This window comes from Streptomyces sp. WAC03905, assembly GCF_057371075.1.
The window spans coordinates 3,239,224-3,255,786 of the sequence record NZ_JBXYDZ010000003.1; the positions used below are offsets into that span (position 1 = coordinate 3,239,224).

A 16,563-nucleotide genomic window follows, 5' to 3' on the forward strand; every position below is an offset into this window, starting at 1 on the left:
ATTTCAGGGTTGCGCCAGGGTAGGGCCGGATTCCGGGCGGCCGCGCCGCCCGTCACCATGGACGCATGACCGAAGTACACGATGCCCCGCCGGAGGCGCCCGGGGCACCCCGGGGCGCCGAAGCCCGGCCGCCCCTGCGGCGCAGCAAGCGCGACAAGGTCCTCGCGGGCGTGTGCGGCGGTCTGGGACGGTACTTCGACCTGGACCCGGTGGTCTTCCGGATCGTCCTGGGCGTCCTCGCGGTCACCGGCGGCGTCGGCCTGATCTTCTACGGCTTCGCGTGGCTGCTGCTCCCGCAGGAGGGCGAGGAGGACAGCGAGGCGAAGAAGCTGCTGACGGGCCGGGTCGAAGGGGCGACGCTGGCGGCGGTGTTCGCCGCGCTGGTGGGCTGTGCGCTGTTCCTGTCGATGCTGGACAACGGCGGCCTGGCGGTCTTCTCGGTGCTGGTGGTGCTGGCGCTGGGCGGTGCCTCGTACTGGTCGCAGCGGCGGAGGCAGGCCGTGGCCCCCGAGGCGGAGGCACCGGCCCCGGGCGGGGCCGCACCCCGCGCCGCGCACGCGCCGGCGGCCCCGCCGGAGACGAAGGCGCCGCCCGCCCCGGGCTCCCCCTCCTGGTGGCGCGACCCGCTGGTCAAGGACGGCACCACCGGTCCGGTCGGTGCGACGGGATACCTGTGGGGGCCCGACGACACCGTCGACCCGGCAGAGTCCGGCGCGTCCGGCGCGTCCGGCGCCGCGGCCGCGGCCGTACGGCGGCCCGCCGCCGCGGTGCGGGGGCGCGGCGGCATCGGCGGCCGGGTGTTCGTACTGGCCCTGCTGGCCGGGGGCGCCGGTACCGCGGCGGCCTGGGAGGGCAACCCGCTCGGCGTGGCCCTGCAGACGGGTCTCGCCTGCGCTCTGATCGTCTTCGGCCTCGGCCTCGCGGTCAGCTCCCTGCTGGGCCGTACCGGCTTCGGCACGGTCGTCCTGGCCCTGCTCACGTCCGGTCTGCTGGCGGGCGCCGCGGCGCTGCCGCGCGAGATCGGCACCGACTGGCAGGAGATCGAGTGGCGCCCGGCCGCGGTGGCCGACGTACGGCCCGTGTACGAGGCGGGCACCGGGCTGGCCACCTTGGACCTGAGCCGCCTGGACGTGCCGAAGGGCACCAGCGTGACCGTCCGCGCCGCCGTCGACGCGGGCCGGCTCAAGGTGCTGCTGCCGCGGGAGGTCACCGCCGAGGCGGACGTCACCGTCCGGCGCCTGGGCGACATCCAGCTGCCCGGCGACTCCGCGGGCCGCATCGAGCGGGCCGGGCCCGGGAAGCAGCACCGGACGGCGACCCTCGCGCCGCCCGCCGGCACCGAGGCGGGCGGGACGATCGAGCTGGACCTCAGTGCGGGAATCGGACAGGTGGAGGTGGCCCGTGCGGCGTCATGAGTTCCAGCCGGGACGGCTGATCGCGGGGCTGGTCCTGCTGCTGGCGGGCGCGCTCCACCTCGTGGAGACCACCGGCGGGACCGACATGCCGTGGTACGCGGTCGTCCCGCTGACCGCGGGCGGGCTGACGCTGGCCGCGCTGGTGGGGCTGGTGACCTACGCGGTGCGCCGGGACCGGCGAGACCGGATCTCCGAGTCCAGCGACAGGTAGGGCGCGCCGGCGAGGATCAGCGGAGTCCAGGCCATCAGGTAGATCAGGTCGTTGCCGTAGTAGTACGGGGTCACGGCCCAGGACACCGTGAGCCAGAGGCTCAGCGAGATCAGCGCCCCGCCCGCGGCCGCGGCCCGCGACAGCAGACCGGCCAGGGTGCCCAGGCCCACCAGGACCTCGGCGATCGCGAGGAACACGGCGAAGCCGACGGGCGCTTCCAGGGACAGGTCCACGAGGGCGGGGACCGCGGAGGTGTCGCGCACCCCGCGCATCAGGTCGCCGATGGAGCCGTCGCCGGAGGCCGAGAGGAACGCGGGGTCGAAGAGCTTGTCCAGACCCGCGTAGACGAAGGTCACGCCGAGGAAGAGGCGCAGGGGCAGCAGGTGGTACCGGGCAGCCTGGTCACGCAGCCCGCGCGGTACGTCGGTCCGGGGAGGTGCTTCGGTTCTGGTCACGCGACATGTCTACCCCGATCACTCGGCCACGTCGATGGTGCAGCGGTTGGATTCCACTCCGGCGGCCGTGACCACCTGGATCTCGGTGCGCCCGGGTTCCACTTCCGCCGGGACCGGCACCGTGAGCACCGCGTCGGAGGGGTTGGTGAACCCGCCGGGCACCGGGACCAGCGGCACGTGGACGTGGACCGCGCCGATCCGTACCACCAGCCGGGCGAGCATCTCGGGGGTCTGCGCGCCCGGCGGGACGAAGCCCACCCCGCGGATCTCGATGTCGTCCCCGGGGCGGACGGCGGCGTCCAGGTCCCCGGGCTCGCGTCTGCGCACCACCGACAGCACCAGCGGGCGGCTGCCCTCGGCGTACTTCGCCGCCAGGTAGACGGCGGCCGACAGGGCCACCAGCAGGGCCAGCGCCCAGGGCAGCTGCGGCAGCCGGCCGGGGAAGCGGGCGAGCGAGGCCGCCGCGTAGGCCAGTGCGACCGTGGAGACGAGCAGGTACTGCGCGTCCGGGAAGCTGCCGCGGCCCGCGTCGTCCGTCAGCAGGTCCGCTCCGCGCGGCCGGTCGGCCGGCAGTTTCTGCAGCCGCTGGCTCATGATCCGTACGCAGACCACGCGGCGCACCAGCACCGCCACCGCGGAGGTCAGCACGACCACCGACAGCAGCGGCAGCGCCCGGTCCAGGGCGAGGCCCGCGGAGAGCGCCTGCCGCTCCGGGCCGGGGGCCGAGGCGGCCAGCCGCAGCGCGAGCAGCAGCGTGGCGAACGCCGTCAGCACCACCCAGGCACTGGGCACCGCCTTGGAGGTGGACAGCCGGTTGTCCTCGCCGACCAGCGGGGCCAGCAGCCCGCCGCGCACCGACTGGGCGCGGGCGGCGACCGTCAGCAGCCCGGCGAGCAGCAGGGCCGCGAGCAGCCCGGCGGTGCGGGCCGTGGACCAGCCGGTGCCGAGCGCGGCGGCGACCTGGACCACGAGCAGCACGCCGGCGGCGATCCACACGGCGAGGACGGCCCGCCGGGAGAACACGTACAGCCAGGAGGTGCCGGCTTCGCGGCCGCGGTCGGCGACGGTACGGGCCGACAGGGTCAGCTCGTCGGAGACCCACTGGCGGGAGGCGCCGAGGGAGTGGGCGACGGCGGACGGCACGCCCTGTCCGGCGGCGAACTCGTCGCGCTTCTCCAGGAACGCGGCGACCGCGCGGCGGTGCCCCTCCCGAGCGCACTCTTCGCAGGCGCAGGCAGCGGTATGGGTGCCGCGGGACATCTCTTGGACAGCCACGTACGTGCCGCCTCTCTGAACTACGGGGCAATGCCAGCGAATTGTGCACCACTGGGGCAGTGCTCCGGATTGCGCACGATGTCAGAGCAGGTGATTAACGGTTCATGATGTTGACGCCATGTCCGCGACGGTCTGCCACAGCGGCTGGTAGCTCACCCAGGCGGCCAGGTCCCCGCCGAACCGCTCGCGGGTGGCGAGGGCGCTGTGGTGGTCGATGAGCACCGGCTTCCCGGCGGCCCGGGCGATCAGCTGGACCTGCGCCGCCCGTTCCGCCGCGACGGACCACCAGACGGCGGCGTCCACCGAGCCGCCGACCGTCAGCAGCCCGTGGTTGCGCAGGACGAGCGCCTTGTACGGGCCGAGCGCGCGGGCGATGCGCGCGCCGTCCTCCGCGCCGGCGTACTCGTCGAGGAGCGCGTGGTCCTCGTAGAAGGCACAGGCCTCGTGGGTCACCGGGGCGAGCAGCTCGCCGAGGGCGGCGAGGGCCCGGCCGTACGGGGCCTGCGCGCGGACGACGGCGACCGCGTCGGGGCGGGCCCGGTGCACGGCGGCGTGCACGGCGAAGGCCAGCTGGTTGACGCGCCGCTCCCCCCGCAGGACCCGCCCGTCGCCGTCGACGAGCAGCAGGTCCTCGGGGCCGAGCGAGGCGAAGGCCCGGCCGAAGGGGTTCACCCAGTAGCAGTCGTCGGCCTCCGGGTCCCGGGCGGTGACGTGCCCGGCGACCCCGTCCTCGTACCCGAGCCGGGCGAACAGCCGCAGCGCGCCCGCGAGCCGCTCCTTGCGGTGGGCGCGTTCCTCTGCCGGGTCCGTGTGCACGGGCGGCATCTCGAAGCGGAGCCGTTCCACGGGCACGGGTGCGGGCTGGTCCGGCATGGGCGCTCCTTCGACGGCTCGGCTCGCGGCGCAAGGTACCCGCGCGTCTGCCAAGTGGCCAGAGAAACGGCGGAGCCGCCGCTCCGGAGGGAGCGGCGGCTCGTCACGCACTGCGGGTGGGGACTACTCCCACTCGATGGTGCCCGGGGGCTTGCTCGTGCAGTCCAGGACCACCCGGTTCACCTCCGGCACCTCGTTGGTGATGCGGGTCGAGATCCGGGCGAGCACCTCGTACGGCATGCGCGTCCAGTCCGCGGTCATCGCGTCCTCGGAGGACACGGGGCGCAGCACGATCGGGTGGCCGTAGGTCCGGCCGTCGCCCTGGACGCCGACGCTGCGGACGTCCGCGAGCAGGACGACCGGGCACTGCCAGATCTCGCGGTCGAGGCCGGCCGCGGTGAGCTCGTGGCGGGCGATGGCGTCGGCCTCGCGCAGCAGGTCCAGGCGCTCCTTGGTGACCTCGCCGACGATGCGGATGCCGAGGCCGGGGCCGGGGAAGGGCTGGCGCTGGACGATCTCGTCGGGCAGGCCGAGTTCCTGGCCGACCATGCGGACCTCGTCCTTGAACAGCTGGCGCAGCGGCTCGACGAGTTCGAACTCGATGTCGTCGGGGAGACCGCCGACGTTGTGGTGCGACTTGATGTTCGCGGTACCGGTGCCGCCGCCGGACTCGACGACGTCCGGGTACAGCGTGCCCTGCACGAGGAAGGCGACCGCGGGACCGTCCTCCTGGAGGATCTCCAGCTGGGCCTGCTCGAAGACGCGGATGAACTCGCGGCCGATGATCTTCCGCTTGGTCTCCGGGTCGGAGACGCCGGCGAGGGCGGTCAGGAAGCGCTCCTGCGCGTCGACGACCTTCAGCTGCACGCCGGTGGCGGCGACGAAGTCCTTCTCGACCTGCTCGGTCTCGCCCTTGCGCATCAGGCCGTGGTCGACGTAGACGCAGGTCAGCTGGGAGCCGATGGCCTTCTGCACGAGGGCCGCGGCGACCGCGGAGTCCACGCCGCCGGACAGGCCGCAGATCGCGCGCTTGTCGCCGACCTGCGCCTTGATGGCCGCGATCTGCTCCTCGACGATGTTGCCGGTGGTCCAGGTGGGGGCGAGGCCGGCGCCGCGGTAGAGGAAGTGCTCCAGGATCTGCTGGCCGTGCGTGGAGTGCATCACCTCGGGGTGGTACTGCACGCCGTACAGCTTCTTCTCGTCGTTCTCGAAGGCCGCCACGGGGACGACGTTCGTCGACGCGGTGACGGTGAAGCCCTCGGGGGCGGCGGAGCAGGCGTCGCCGTGCGACATCCACACCGACTGGTTCGCCGGGGTGCCCTCGAAGAGGGTGGAGCCGGCCTTGGAGACGGCCAGCGGGGTGCGGCCGTACTCGCGGGCGCCGGTGTTGTCGACCGTCCCGCCCAGGGTGGTCGCCATCAGCTGGAAGCCGTAGCACATGCCGAAGACGGGGACCCCGGCCTCGAAGATCGCGCGGTCCAGCTGCGGGGCGCCCTCCTCGTAGACGGAGGACGGGCCGCCGGAGAGGATGATCGCCTTGGGGTTCTTGGCCAGCATCTCGTCGACGGGCATCGAGCTCGGCACGATCTCGCTGTAGACCCGTGCCTCGCGGACGCGGCGGGCGATGAGCTGGGCGTACTGGGCGCCGAAGTCGACGACGAGAACCGTGTCCGGGGCGCTGTCGTGGGCGGCGGAGGGTGCTTCTGGCACGGGGCGGCCTTCCGGCGGAAGAGGTGGCTGTTTTGTCGATTCTAACGGGGGACGCCGGGGCCCCTTCGTCTCACCATCCGAATGTGCTTGGCGTGCGGGCGGAGGGGAGGCAATAATCCCTTCCGTGCACGAGCAGCTGAGCTTCCTCTTTACCTATGGCACCGGTCGGTCCGGTCGCCATGGGTCATCGTGATGCTCGCTTGAGCCGCTGACTTCCCAGAGCGCCCCGGTCCGACAGGACCGGGGCGCTCCGCGTTTCCGCTCCTGCCGGCACGACCCACAGGAGAACACCATGAGCGTCACCACCACCCCCGAGCAGCTGATCGCCGACTCCCGCACCCGGATCGACGCGATCGACGACAGGATCATCGGACTGATCCAGGAGCGGATGGCCGTCTCGACGGTGATCCAGGACGCCCGGATCGCCTCCGGCGGGCGCCGGGTGCACCTGTCCCGTGAGATGGAGGTGCTGTCCCATTGGAGCGACGCCCTCGGCAGGCCGGGCACGGCCCTGGCGATGACCCTGCTGGAGCTGTGCCGGGGCCGGGTGTGACGGCTGTTCGTCACCCGTCCGGAGCGTGACCGGCCCGGGAAGGGCTTCGTTGGTGAGGGTGTCCGCGACAGCCAGCCGCGGAACCGCAACACCACGCGTGGCTCCGCCGGAGCGATGAGACGTGCGCCTCGTGGTGCGCGCGTCGTGGGACCTCGCTCCTTCGCGTGACCGGGCGGCAGGGGACAGCAGACCGGTCACCCCGTAGAAAACGGCCGGCCCGGGGGACGCCCCGGGCCGGCCGTTGCGCGTGCGGTACCGCCGCGGCTACGCGTGCGTGCCGCTCCTGCGGCGGAAGGCCAGGACCAGGCCGCCGCCCGCGGCCACGAGCACCGCGCCGCCGAGCGCGAGCGCCCCGGCGGAGCTGCCGGTGGCGGCCAGGCCGCCACCGGCCGTGGTGCCGGAGGTCGCGGTGGCCGCGGCCGTGGCCGAGGCCGAGGCGGACGCCGTGGCGGTCGGCGAGGCGCCGGCCGTGGCCGTCGGGCTCGGCGAGGCGCCGCCGCCCTTCGCGCTGATCACGACGGGCGCCTTGTCGTTGGCGTGGTTGGGGTCCCACGGCTGGCCCTTGGTGCCGTCGGGCGTCCACTGCCCGACCGAGACGGAGCCCGCCGCGTTCGCGACGACCTGTTCGATCTTCAGCTCGAACGGGTAGGAGAACTTCTCCCGCTCTCCCACGACGTGCCCGGTGGAGCAGAAGTAGCGCGGAGCGCCCGGCGTCTGCTCACGGGGGCTGCCGTCGGCGTTGACCGCCTGGCAGCCGGCCGGGACCTTCGTGGCCTTCGTGCCGGCGGGGATCACGATGTCGGTGCGGGCGACGCTCTCGCCGGAGCGCAGGTACGCCACCCATGCGGGGCCGTTGTTGCGGAAGCCGAAGTCGGCCTTCACCGTCTCGCCGGCGGCGCCGGCGAGGGCGACGGGCCACGCCACGAGGTCGGCGCTGTTCCTGGTGCGGAAGTCGAACTCCTGGAGGTTGTTCCAGGGGTCGAGGTCGGCCGACTGCGCGGAGGCCTTGGCGGGACGCTCGCGTGCGGCCAGCTTCTTGCCGCCGACCGGCTTCTTGGAGGTCTTGCCGGCCTTCGGCTGGTCGCCGGCGGCGTAGACGGCATAGGTGAGGCCGTCGGCGAAGGCGTGCGGGGCGGCCTTGAGGGTGAGCGGCCCGTCGACCCCGTAGACGGTGCCCGGCTCGTACTCGCCCTCCAGCAGGCACTGCACCGTGGTCCAGCCGGTGTTCCAGGGCTGCCCGTCGCCGGTGTCCTCGGAGGAGGAGCAGTTGTCGTACTGCTCGACGAGGTCGATGCCGTGGGTGGTGCGCATCTCCAGGACGACGCCCTGTACGGACTCCGTGCCCTCGTTGGCGAAGACGACCGACAGGGGCTGCTTGTCACCCGGCTGCTGCTCCGCCTTGAGGTCGGCCCGCTCCAGGACGAGGTCGGGGCCGCCGACGCGGACCTTGGTGGTGGCGGCCTTGAAGGTGGCGCCCTCGGCCTTGCCCGTCACGGTGAGGTCGGCGGTGGCACCGGCCTTGCTGTCCTTGGCGGCGGTCAGGTCGAGGTCCACGACGGTGGTCTCGCCCTTCCACAGCGCGGGGCGCTTGCAGGTGACGGCGGCCTCGGTGAGCGCGCAGTCGGAGCCCTGCTGCCGGGCGAGCGCGACGTCGGCGACGCCCTTGAGTGCGGTGAGGTCGATCGTGAAGGTGCTCCGGCGGTCGAACGCGGAGCCGGTGTCGTTGACAAGCCGGAACTCCACCGAGGTCTTCTGCGGTCCGCCGTTCTGCCCGGGGTGCGGGCGCAGGCCGACCTCGGCCGGTCCGGCCAGGGCGAAGACGGGGTCCGCGGCCTGCGCGGGAGTGGCGGCGAGCCCTACGGCGGCGACGCCGCAGGCAGCCAGCAGGGAGATGCGCTTTCTCATGCTGCCGTTGACGGCCGAATGCGATGCGCAGTTGCCTCATTGACCGTGTGATCGACACCACAGCCCGGCGGGGCGGATTCCGGTACAACCATCAAGGCTGAACATCTGTCACGTATGTACCGCGGTGGGTACCGCGCTCGGAGGGGGAGCGCGGTACCCACCGCCGTCATCCGGCCGGTTCCGGATCCCGTGGGGGAATTTCGGGGACTGCCAGGAACGGCAGCCGCAGCGCGCCGAACGCGTCCTTGGGGACGGCCGGCCGGACCGGTTCGACCGCGTCCAGGCGGGTGTAGGCGGCGCCCTGTTCGGGCCGCGGGTCCCGCTCCCCCTTGTTCGGCCAGTACGACATCGCCCGCTCCGCCTGCGCGGTGATCGTCAGCGAGGGATTGACCCCCAGGTTCGCGGAGACGGCCGCGCCGTCGACCACCGAGATGCCCGGGTGCCCGTAGAGCCGGTGGTACGGGTCCACGACTCCCTCCTGCGCCGAGGCCCCGATCGGGCAGCCACCGAGGAAGTGCGCGGTCAGCGGCGTGCCCATCAGCTCGCCGATGTTGCTGCCCGGGAAGCCGTTGATCTCCTCCGCCAGCAGGGTCGCGGCCTGCGTGGCCTCGGCGATCTGCACCGGGTTCGGGGCTCCGTGCCCCTGGCGGGCCGTGAGCAGGCCCTTCCCGATGCCGCCCGGCTTGCGGTAGGTGGTCAGCGAGTTGTCCAGGGACTGCATGACCAGGCCGATGATGGTCCGCTCCGACCAGCGCCGGTTGGACAGCGACCGGGCCAGCTGGAGGGGGTGCCGCGCGGTCCGGGCGAACCAGCCGCGGACCCGGTGGGCGCTGTAGGGGACCTGGAGGACGGTCATGAACCCCATGGCGTTGGAGCCCTTGCCGTAGCGGACGGGCTCGATGTGGGTGTCGGCGTTGGGGTGCACCGAGGAAGTGATCGCCACGCCGCGGGTGAAGTCGGCCCGCTGCTCCTCGCCGGGGACCGCGCCGCGCCGCCTGCGGTAGCGGCGGTCGTCGGTCTGGGCGCCGATGATGCCCTCCGAGTTGGTCCGGGTCAGGTCGCCCAGGCGCGGCGAGATCCCGGGCAGCTCCCCGCGGTCCTTCATGGTGTGCAACAGGGTCTGCGTACCGTACGTGCCCGCCGCGACGACCACGTACCGGCAGCGCAGCACCTTCGCCCTGCCGCGGCGGCGGCCGTCGGTGGGCACGGTGCGGACGCGGTGGCCGCCGTCGGGGTGCTCGGACAGGGCGGTGACGGTCGTCATGGGGTGGATGACGGCGCCGGCCCGCTCGGCGAGGTGGAGGTAGTTCTCGTTCAGGGTGTTCTTCGCGCCGTGCCGGCAGCCGGTCATGCACTCGCCGCACTCGGTGCAGGCCTTGCGGGCGGGGCCCGCGCCGCCGAAGTACGGGTCGGGGCTCTCCTCGCCGGGGCGGGCCCGGGAGGTGCCCGCGGCGTCCTTGCCGTCGCCGAAGAAGACGCCGACGGGCGCCATGTGGAAGGAGTCGCCGACGCCCATCTTCTCGGCGGCCGCCTTCAGGTGGACGTCGGAGGGCGTCATGGTCGGGTTGAGGCGCACCCCGAGCATCCGCTTGGCCTGGTCGTAGTACGGGGCGAGTTCGTCCCGCCAGTCGGTGATGGACGCCCACTGCCGGTCCCGGAAGAAGGCGTCCGGTGGCACGTACAGGGTGTTGGCGTAGTTGAGCGAGCCACCTCCCACGCCGGCGCCCGCGAGCACCATGACGTTGCCGAGCAGGTGGATCCGCTGGATCCCGTACAGCCCGAGGGCCGGCGCCCACAGGTAGTTGCGCAGGTCCCAGCTGTTCTTCGGCAGGCTCTCGCGGGTGAAGCGGCGCCCTGCCTCCAGGACACCGACCCGGTAGCCCTTCTCGGTGAGGCGCAGGGCCGAGACCGACCCTCCGAAGCCCGATCCGATGACGATGACGTCGTAGTCGTAGGCGTCGTCGCCGGATGCGTCGTCGTGCGACACGGATACCTCCTCAGCGCAGTCGGAGAGCCTTCATGACCTGGAGGCTGCGGGTCATGAACGCCGCGTACTTCTCGTCGTCCATGCCCAGGGAGGGCGCCATGGGGAGCACCCGCTGGTGGGCCACGGTCTGGGCCTCGGTGTACTTGAGGATGCCCTCGGAGCCGTGGCGGCGGCCGAGGCCGGAGTCCTTCATGCCGCCCATGGGGGCCTGGGCGCTGCCGTACGCGGGGGCGTAGCCCTCGTTGATGTTGACGGTGCCGGTGCGCAGGCGGGCGGCGACGGAGTGGCCGCGGCGGGCGTCCTTGGTCCAGACGCTGGAGTTGAGGCCGTAGGCGGTGGCGTTGGCCTCAGCGATCGCCTGCTCCTCGTCGGTGAAGCGGTAGATCGAGACGACCGGCCCGAAGGTCTCCTCGCCGCACACGGCCATGGGGGCCTCGACGCCGTCGAGGATGGTGGGCTCGTAGAAGAGCGGGCCGATGTCGGGGCGGGCGGTGCCGCCCGCGACGAGGGTGGCGCCCTTGGCGACGGCCTCGTCGACGTGCCGGGTCACGGTCTCCAGCTGGCGCTCGCCGACCAGCGAGCCCATGTCGGCGCCGTAGGCGAGGGAGGCGCCGAGCCGCATGGCCCGGGTGCGGGCGGCGAACCGCTCGACGAAGGCGTCGGCGATGGACGCGTGGACGTAGAGCCGCTCGATGGAGATGCAGAGCTGGCCGGCGGAGGAGAAGCAGGCGCGGACGGCGCCCGCGGCGGCCTTCTCGATGTCGGCGTCGTGCAGGACGAGCATGGCGTTCTTGCCGCCGAGTTCGAGGGAGACCCCGACGAGGCGGTCGGCGGCGCCGCGGGCGACCTCGCGGCCGGTGCGGGTGGAGCCGGTGAAGGAGACGTAGTCGGCGTGTCGGACCACCTCGGGGCCGACGACGGGGCCCTCGCCGAGGACGATCTGGAAGACCTCGGCGGGCAGCCCCGCCTCGATCAGCAGGTCGCGGGCCCACAGGGCGGTCAGCGCGGTCTCGGTGTCGGGCTTCATGACGAGCGCGTTGCCCGCGACGAAGGCCGGCAGGGCGTCGCCGACGGACAGCTCCAGGGGGTAGTTCCAGGGGGCGATCTGGCCCACGACCCCGCGCGGCTGGCGCAGCTCGGTCACTTTGGTGAGGGTGGGCATCGCACCGGTGTGGCCCTTGGGCCGCAGGTACGAGGGCGCCCTGCGGCCGTAGTGGCGGGCGGAGACGGCGACCGCCTGGACCTCCTCGTGGGCGTGCAGGCGGGCCTTGCCGGTCTCCAGCTGGATCAGGTCCAGGACCTCGGCCTGCCGGGCCAGGACCAGGTCGTGGAAGCGGAGCAGGACGGCGGCCCGTTTGCGCACGGGGACGGCGGCCCATGCGGGTTGCGCGGCCCGGGCCCGGTCGAAGGCCTCGGCGACGTCCTCGGGGGTGGCCTCGGGCAGCTCCGCCAGCCGGTCCCCGGTGAAGGGGGTGTGGTTGGCGGTGCGGCCGGAGCCGATCACTCCGCGAGTCAGCCGGGCGACCAGGTCGGGAGTCACCACATCGGCTGCGGTGCGGGCACCGGCCGGGGCCGGGGCGACCGGGTTGGTGGGCTCCGGTGCGGTCCGGAGGGGGGCGGCGGGGGCCTGCGAGTCCGTCATGCCGGTGAGCGTATTGCGCCCGGCAGCCTTTGGGTACCCGCCGGTAACCGGATTTTGCCTTTTCCGCCAGTGATCGCTGGCAGGATGCCCGGATCGGTGCCGATCAGGGCTTCTTGGCGGGCGGCTCCCACCCGCTGAGCACGACGTCGAACTGCTGGCGGGTCTTGTCCCAGTCGGCGACCGGGCTCGACATGTAGATCGCGTACTCGGTCTCGTCCGCGGCGACGTACATCTGCTCCCTGGCCCTGCGCGGGCCGGGGTGGCTCTGCTTCTCCGTCCAGCTGAAGTCCCAGAGCGCGCCCCGGGTGCTGCCCCGGAAGGTGTTCTGGTTCAGCTGGTGCTTCTTGTAGTCGGTCCGCGCCGCCACCTTCTGCTCCAGGTCCAGCAGGTGGGCGTACGGGTCCTTGTAGTCCGGGCTGGGGTCGGCCGCGATCCGGATGAGGTGCTTGCCGTCGTCCGGGGTGTAGTCGATCTGGTCACCGTTCGCCTGTCTCTTCCAGCCCTCCGGAACGAACAGGGTGAAGCCCGCGATGGGGTCGACGACCCTCGTGTAGCCGGCCGGCGGGGCCGCCGCCTCCGGCTTGCCGTCCTCGCCGGACTGGCCGTCCGGTGAGCTGGTGACCTTGTCGGTACTGCCGTCCGCCCCCGAGTCCCCGGTGTACTTGAGGACCCCGAAGACACCGCCGCCGCCGAGCAGCGCGGCCACCAACGCCACCACCGCGGCGCGCTTGAGCCAGCCGCTGTCCCCGTCGGCGGGCGCGGGCGCGGGCGCGGCCACGGTCCCGGAAACGGCGGGCTCCGGCAGTGGGGCCGTCCGAGCGACCTCCTCCCGCGGGGCCGGTTCCTCGGGCCGCTCCTGCGCCGGGGCGAGCTCCTCGGGGGTGACCGCGCGCGTCGGCACGTACGCGTGCGCCGCCTTCGGCTCGCGGCCCTCCATCGCCTCCAGCAGCATCCGCTCGGCCTCCTCCGCCGAGGGCCGCTCCGTCGGGTCCTTGCGCAGCAGGGACGTGATCACCGGACCCAGCGCCCCCGCCTGGCGCAGCGCGGGCGGCTCGTCGTTCACCACGGCCTGCATGCTGGAAATGGGCGACGTACGGCGGAACGGGGAGCGCGCCTCCACCGCCGTGTAGAGGGTGGCGCCCAGCGACCACAGGTCGGAGGACGGGTCGGGGATGCCACCGGTGACCCGCTCGGGTGCCAGGTAGTCGATCGAGCCCACGATCTCGCCGGTGCGCGTGATGGACGAGTCGCCCTCGATCGCGGCGATCCCGAAGTCCGTGAGCAGCACCCGGCCGTCCTTGGCGAGGAGCACGTTGCCCGGCTTCACGTCCCGGTGCAGCACGCCGACCGCGTGCGCGGCGCGCAGCGCGCCCAGCACGTGCAGTCCGATCCGCGCCGCCTCCCGCGGCTCGATGCGTCCTGCCGCCTTGGCCGCGTCCGCGAGGGAGGGCCCGTCGATGTACTCCATGACGATCCACGGCCGGTCGTCGTGCTCCAGCACGTCGTGGACGGTGACCACCGCCGGGTGCTGGATGCGGGCCGCGGCCCGCGCCTCCTTCTGCGTCCGGGCGTGCATGACGTCCCGGTCGGCCTGGGCGACGTACAGACCCGCCGTCAGTTCCTTGACCGCGACGGTCCTGTGGAGCAGCTCGTCATGCGCGCGCCACACCTTTCCCATACCGCCCCGGCCGATCGGCTCGACGAGCCTGTACCGGCCCGCCAGCACGGCGCCCCCACCAGTCTGCTGTTCCACGAAATCCCGCCGCTCTCTGCACTTCAGGCCAGATTACGGAGCCCACGGGGGCTGTCGGAACCGCCCGGGCGCCGAAAGACGGCACTGTGACGCAATCGCCGTACTGATCAGTCGTCAATATCCGCTCATCCGCCCGCCTTGTAACTCGCCGTGGCCTTCTCGAAGACTTCGGTGACCTTGCTCTGTTCGTCCTCCGGACCGGTCACCAGGACGACGTGGTAACTGCCGCCCAGCGCGACGACGAAGTTGCGGGCGAAGACGTTGCGACCGGTCCCGTCGATCCACGTGTAGCGTCCCGTGGCCCGCAGTTGCTGCCCGACCCGGGTGCTCTTCACGTCCCCGACGGTCGACCAGGTGGAGGTGCGGTACGGCGTCAGCTCCGGCTCCTTGTCCTTCTGGTACGCGGCCGGGTCCGGATTGCCCTCGACCTTGTCCCGGCCGGGGACCACGGTCAGCACGAACGCCCCGTCGGTGTACCGCACCTGGCCCGCCTCGTTGATCCCGCGGCGCTCCCAGCCCTCGGGGACGGCGATCTCGAAGTGCTCGGGGTCCTGCTGGGTGGTGTAGCCGGGCGGGGCCGGTGCGGGAGCCGGCTGCGAGGCCGCGGGCCCGGTCGTCTGGGGCGCGGGCCTGGACTCGGGGGTGCCGGAGGGCACCTGGGAGGGGCTCGGCCGCGACGAGGCGTGCGCGGTGGCCTCCCCGGGACCGTCCTCCTGCGGGACGCCGGCCCGGGGCATGAACAGCATCGCGTACGCGACGGCCCCGGCGAGGAGGACCAGGATGCCGACGAGCAGGGTCCGGCCGAGCGCGCGCGGCCTGCGGGCGGCCGTGGGATTGCGGTGCCGCCCGTGGACCTCGCCGCGGCGGCGTACGACGGGCAGCCGTGCCGGATCGGGATCGGGCATCGGGAGCAGGCCGAGCCCGGCGTCCGGCTCGGGAGCGGACCGTACGAGCGAGCGCAGCCAGCCGCGCAGCTCCTCGAAGTCGGGCCGCTCGGTGGGGTCCTGACGCAACAGGGACTCCACGACCGGGCGGAGCGCGCCGCACTCCTCGGCGAAGGCGGGGGGCTCGGCGCAGACCATCTCGACGAGGTCGGCGACGTTCTCCTCCGGGTACGGGGCGTGCCCCTGCACGGCGCGGTAGAGCAGCGCGCCGAGCGCCCAGAGGTCGGTCGCGGGGCCGACGGGCGCCGCCAGCTGCCAGTGGCCGTGCACGGGCCCGGCCTGTTCGGGGGCCCACCGTTCGGTGACCGCGCCGACCACGGCCATGCGCGTGTGCCGGGCCCGTTCGGCGTCGAGCCCGGTCCAGGGAGCCGGTCGCGCAGGGCGCTGCGCGGCCGGTTCCGGGAACGGGGCCGGGGCCGGGAGGGGGGTGGGGCCGGCAGGTGCCGGGCCTCCGGGGGCGTCGGCCTGGCGGTAACCCTGGGGCAGCGCGAGCCGGGCGGGCAGGGCCGGCGCGGGCGGGGCGGCCCGGCCCCGGCCCGACGGGGCGGGCTCGGGCCTCGGCGCGGGTACGGGGCCGCGCCCGGGCAGCGGCTCACGTGCGGACTCCGGCTCCGGCTCCGGCCGGTGCTGTGGGGCCTGCTCCGGCCGCTGTTCCTGTTGCTGCCGTTCCTGTTGCTGCTGTTGTCGTTGCTGCTGTTGCTGCTGTTGTTGTTCCTGCTGGGGCAGGGCCGGGCGGCGCGGGGTCGCGCCGTGCCAGGCGCCGCCGTCCCGGGCCTGCGGTCCACTGCCGTACGGGTACGAGTAGCCCTGCGGGAGCGTCGACCCCTCGGGCCTGCGCTCGGCAGCGGCGCCGGGCCCCGAGCCCGCTTCGATCGCGGCGGCTTCGGCCTTGCGCTGCTCGGTGACCCGGGCGGCCGCCGCCCGCGCACCCGCCCGGTACGCGGCGACGACCCCTGCGCGCGCCGCGGCCTGCTGGTCGGGGGCGTCCTGGGGCCGGCCGGCGGTGATGTGGTCGGTGTACCGCGGCCCGGTGTCGTAGCCGGGGGCCACGAGCGGCGCGTACCCCACGTCGCCCGGCCCGCCGGACGCCCCTGGTGGGGGGAGCGGCGGAGCCGGAACGGCCGGGGCCGGGGCCGCGGGAGCCGGTAACGGGGCGGGGGCGGGGCCCGCACCCCACCGCTCGTCGGGAGCGGAGTCCTCGGCCCGTGGGACGGGGTCGTACCCGCAGAGGGCCTCCTCCGCGGCGCCGGCCGCCAGGCCGGTCAGTACGACCCGGCCGTCCTCGCACACCAGCACCGTGCGGACGGTGATGTTCCGGTGGGTCCAGCCGTGCGCGTGCAGCACGCGCAGCGCGGTGAGCACGTCCGACGCCACCTCAGCCGCCCTGTAGGGACTGAGGGGTTCGTCGGCGATGAGCGCGGCCAGCGGCCTGGCCGGGACGAGTTCGCTCACTATCCACAACGACTCGCCCTCGGCGAAGACGTCGAAGACCTGGTCCAGCCGGGGGTGGTCGGGAATCGAGGCCGCGGCCTGCGCCGCCCCGATCGCGCGCCGCACGGCCGGCAGGTCGGCGGGAGCCCGGCGAGCCGCGGGAACGGCCAGGGGCCCGTCCACCAGCTCGGCGTCCACGACCTCCGGCAACGGCACCTGGCGCACCAGGACTTCCTGCCCGCTGCGCGTGTCGAAGGCCCGGGTCTCGACCAGCTCGTAGTCGTCGGACGGCGGCAGCGGCAGGCGGTAGCGGCCGGCCAGGATCCGGCCCGCGTACTCCTCCACATCGCCTCCCCCGAGTGCGGCAGGCCCCCTGGGCCCCGCTGACACGATACGTCGACAGGGGAGC

12 protein-coding genes are annotated in these 16,563 nt (G+C 73.6%); 3 read left to right on the forward strand and 9 right to left on the reverse strand.

Annotated features, from left to right (window positions below; translation table 11 throughout):
- Positions 1 to 65 precede the first annotated feature (65 nt).
- Both AC2RP6_RS16940 and AC2RP6_RS16945 read left to right on the forward strand, forming a co-directional pair.
- Positions 66 to 1,415: a PspC domain-containing protein gene (locus AC2RP6_RS16940; RefSeq protein ID WP_486446975.1), complete on the forward strand. Its 1,350-nt coding sequence runs from the start codon at positions 66 to 68 to the stop codon at positions 1,413 to 1,415.
- Positions 1,402 to 1,626 (forward strand): hypothetical protein, encoded by a 225-nt coding sequence (locus AC2RP6_RS16945; RefSeq protein WP_486446976.1) that lies wholly within the window; start codon positions 1,402 to 1,404, stop codon positions 1,624 to 1,626. The genes AC2RP6_RS16940 and AC2RP6_RS16945 overlap by 14 nt, the downstream gene beginning before the upstream one ends.
- Here the strand turns inward: AC2RP6_RS16945 and AC2RP6_RS16950 are convergent.
- The 4 genes from AC2RP6_RS16950 to guaA form a co-directional block, all read right to left on the reverse strand.
- Positions 1,572 to 2,081, reverse strand: a complete 510-nt coding sequence (locus tag AC2RP6_RS16950) for a DoxX family protein (protein ID WP_486446977.1) — start codon at positions 2,079 to 2,081, stop codon at positions 1,572 to 1,574. The genes AC2RP6_RS16945 and AC2RP6_RS16950 overlap by 55 nt on opposite strands.
- An 18-nt stretch (positions 2,082 to 2,099) precedes the next feature.
- Positions 2,100 to 3,356 (reverse strand): hypothetical protein, encoded by a 1,257-nt coding sequence (locus AC2RP6_RS16955; protein ID WP_486446978.1) that lies wholly within the window; start codon positions 3,354 to 3,356, stop codon positions 2,100 to 2,102.
- Between the two features lie 102 nt (positions 3,357 to 3,458).
- Complete coding sequence (locus tag AC2RP6_RS16960; RefSeq protein ID WP_486446979.1) at positions 3,459 to 4,229, reverse strand: class II aldolase/adducin family protein; 771 nt, start codon at positions 4,227 to 4,229, stop codon at positions 3,459 to 3,461.
- 123 nt (positions 4,230 to 4,352) lie between these two features.
- The gene (gene guaA, locus AC2RP6_RS16965) at positions 4,353 to 5,939 is read right to left on the reverse strand and encodes a glutamine-hydrolyzing GMP synthase (protein WP_486446980.1); all 1,587 of its coding nucleotides are present in this window, start codon (positions 5,937 to 5,939) and stop codon (positions 4,353 to 4,355) included.
- A 292-nt stretch (positions 5,940 to 6,231) separates the two neighbouring features.
- Between guaA and AC2RP6_RS16970 the strand changes: the two genes are divergently transcribed.
- Positions 6,232 to 6,492 (forward strand): chorismate mutase, encoded by a 261-nt coding sequence (locus AC2RP6_RS16970; protein ID WP_381884652.1) that lies wholly within the window; start codon positions 6,232 to 6,234, stop codon positions 6,490 to 6,492.
- Positions 6,493 to 6,756: 264 nt separating this feature from the next.
- Here the strand turns inward: AC2RP6_RS16970 and AC2RP6_RS16975 are convergent, their stop codons facing one another.
- The 5 genes from AC2RP6_RS16975 to AC2RP6_RS16995 form a co-directional block, all read right to left on the reverse strand.
- Positions 6,757 to 8,397, reverse strand: coding sequence for an LPXTG cell wall anchor domain-containing protein (locus tag AC2RP6_RS16975; RefSeq protein WP_486446981.1), 1,641 nt, complete (start codon positions 8,395 to 8,397; stop codon positions 6,757 to 6,759).
- Between the two features lie 166 nt (positions 8,398 to 8,563).
- Positions 8,564 to 10,384, reverse strand: coding sequence for a GMC oxidoreductase (locus AC2RP6_RS16980; RefSeq protein ID WP_486446982.1), 1,821 nt, complete (start codon positions 10,382 to 10,384; stop codon positions 8,564 to 8,566).
- Positions 10,385 to 10,394: 10 nt separating this feature from the next.
- The gene (locus AC2RP6_RS16985; RefSeq protein WP_486446983.1) at positions 10,395 to 12,026 is read right to left on the reverse strand and encodes a succinic semialdehyde dehydrogenase; all 1,632 of its coding nucleotides are present in this window, start codon (positions 12,024 to 12,026) and stop codon (positions 10,395 to 10,397) included.
- A gap of 103 nt (positions 12,027 to 12,129) precedes the next feature.
- Positions 12,130 to 13,779 (reverse strand): serine/threonine-protein kinase, encoded by a 1,650-nt coding sequence (locus AC2RP6_RS16990; protein WP_486446984.1) that lies wholly within the window; start codon positions 13,777 to 13,779, stop codon positions 12,130 to 12,132.
- A 125-nt stretch (positions 13,780 to 13,904) separates the two neighbouring features.
- Positions 13,905 to 16,499, reverse strand: a complete 2,595-nt coding sequence (locus AC2RP6_RS16995; RefSeq protein WP_486446985.1) for a protein kinase — start codon at positions 16,497 to 16,499, stop codon at positions 13,905 to 13,907.
- Positions 16,500 to 16,563: the final 64 nt, after the last annotated feature.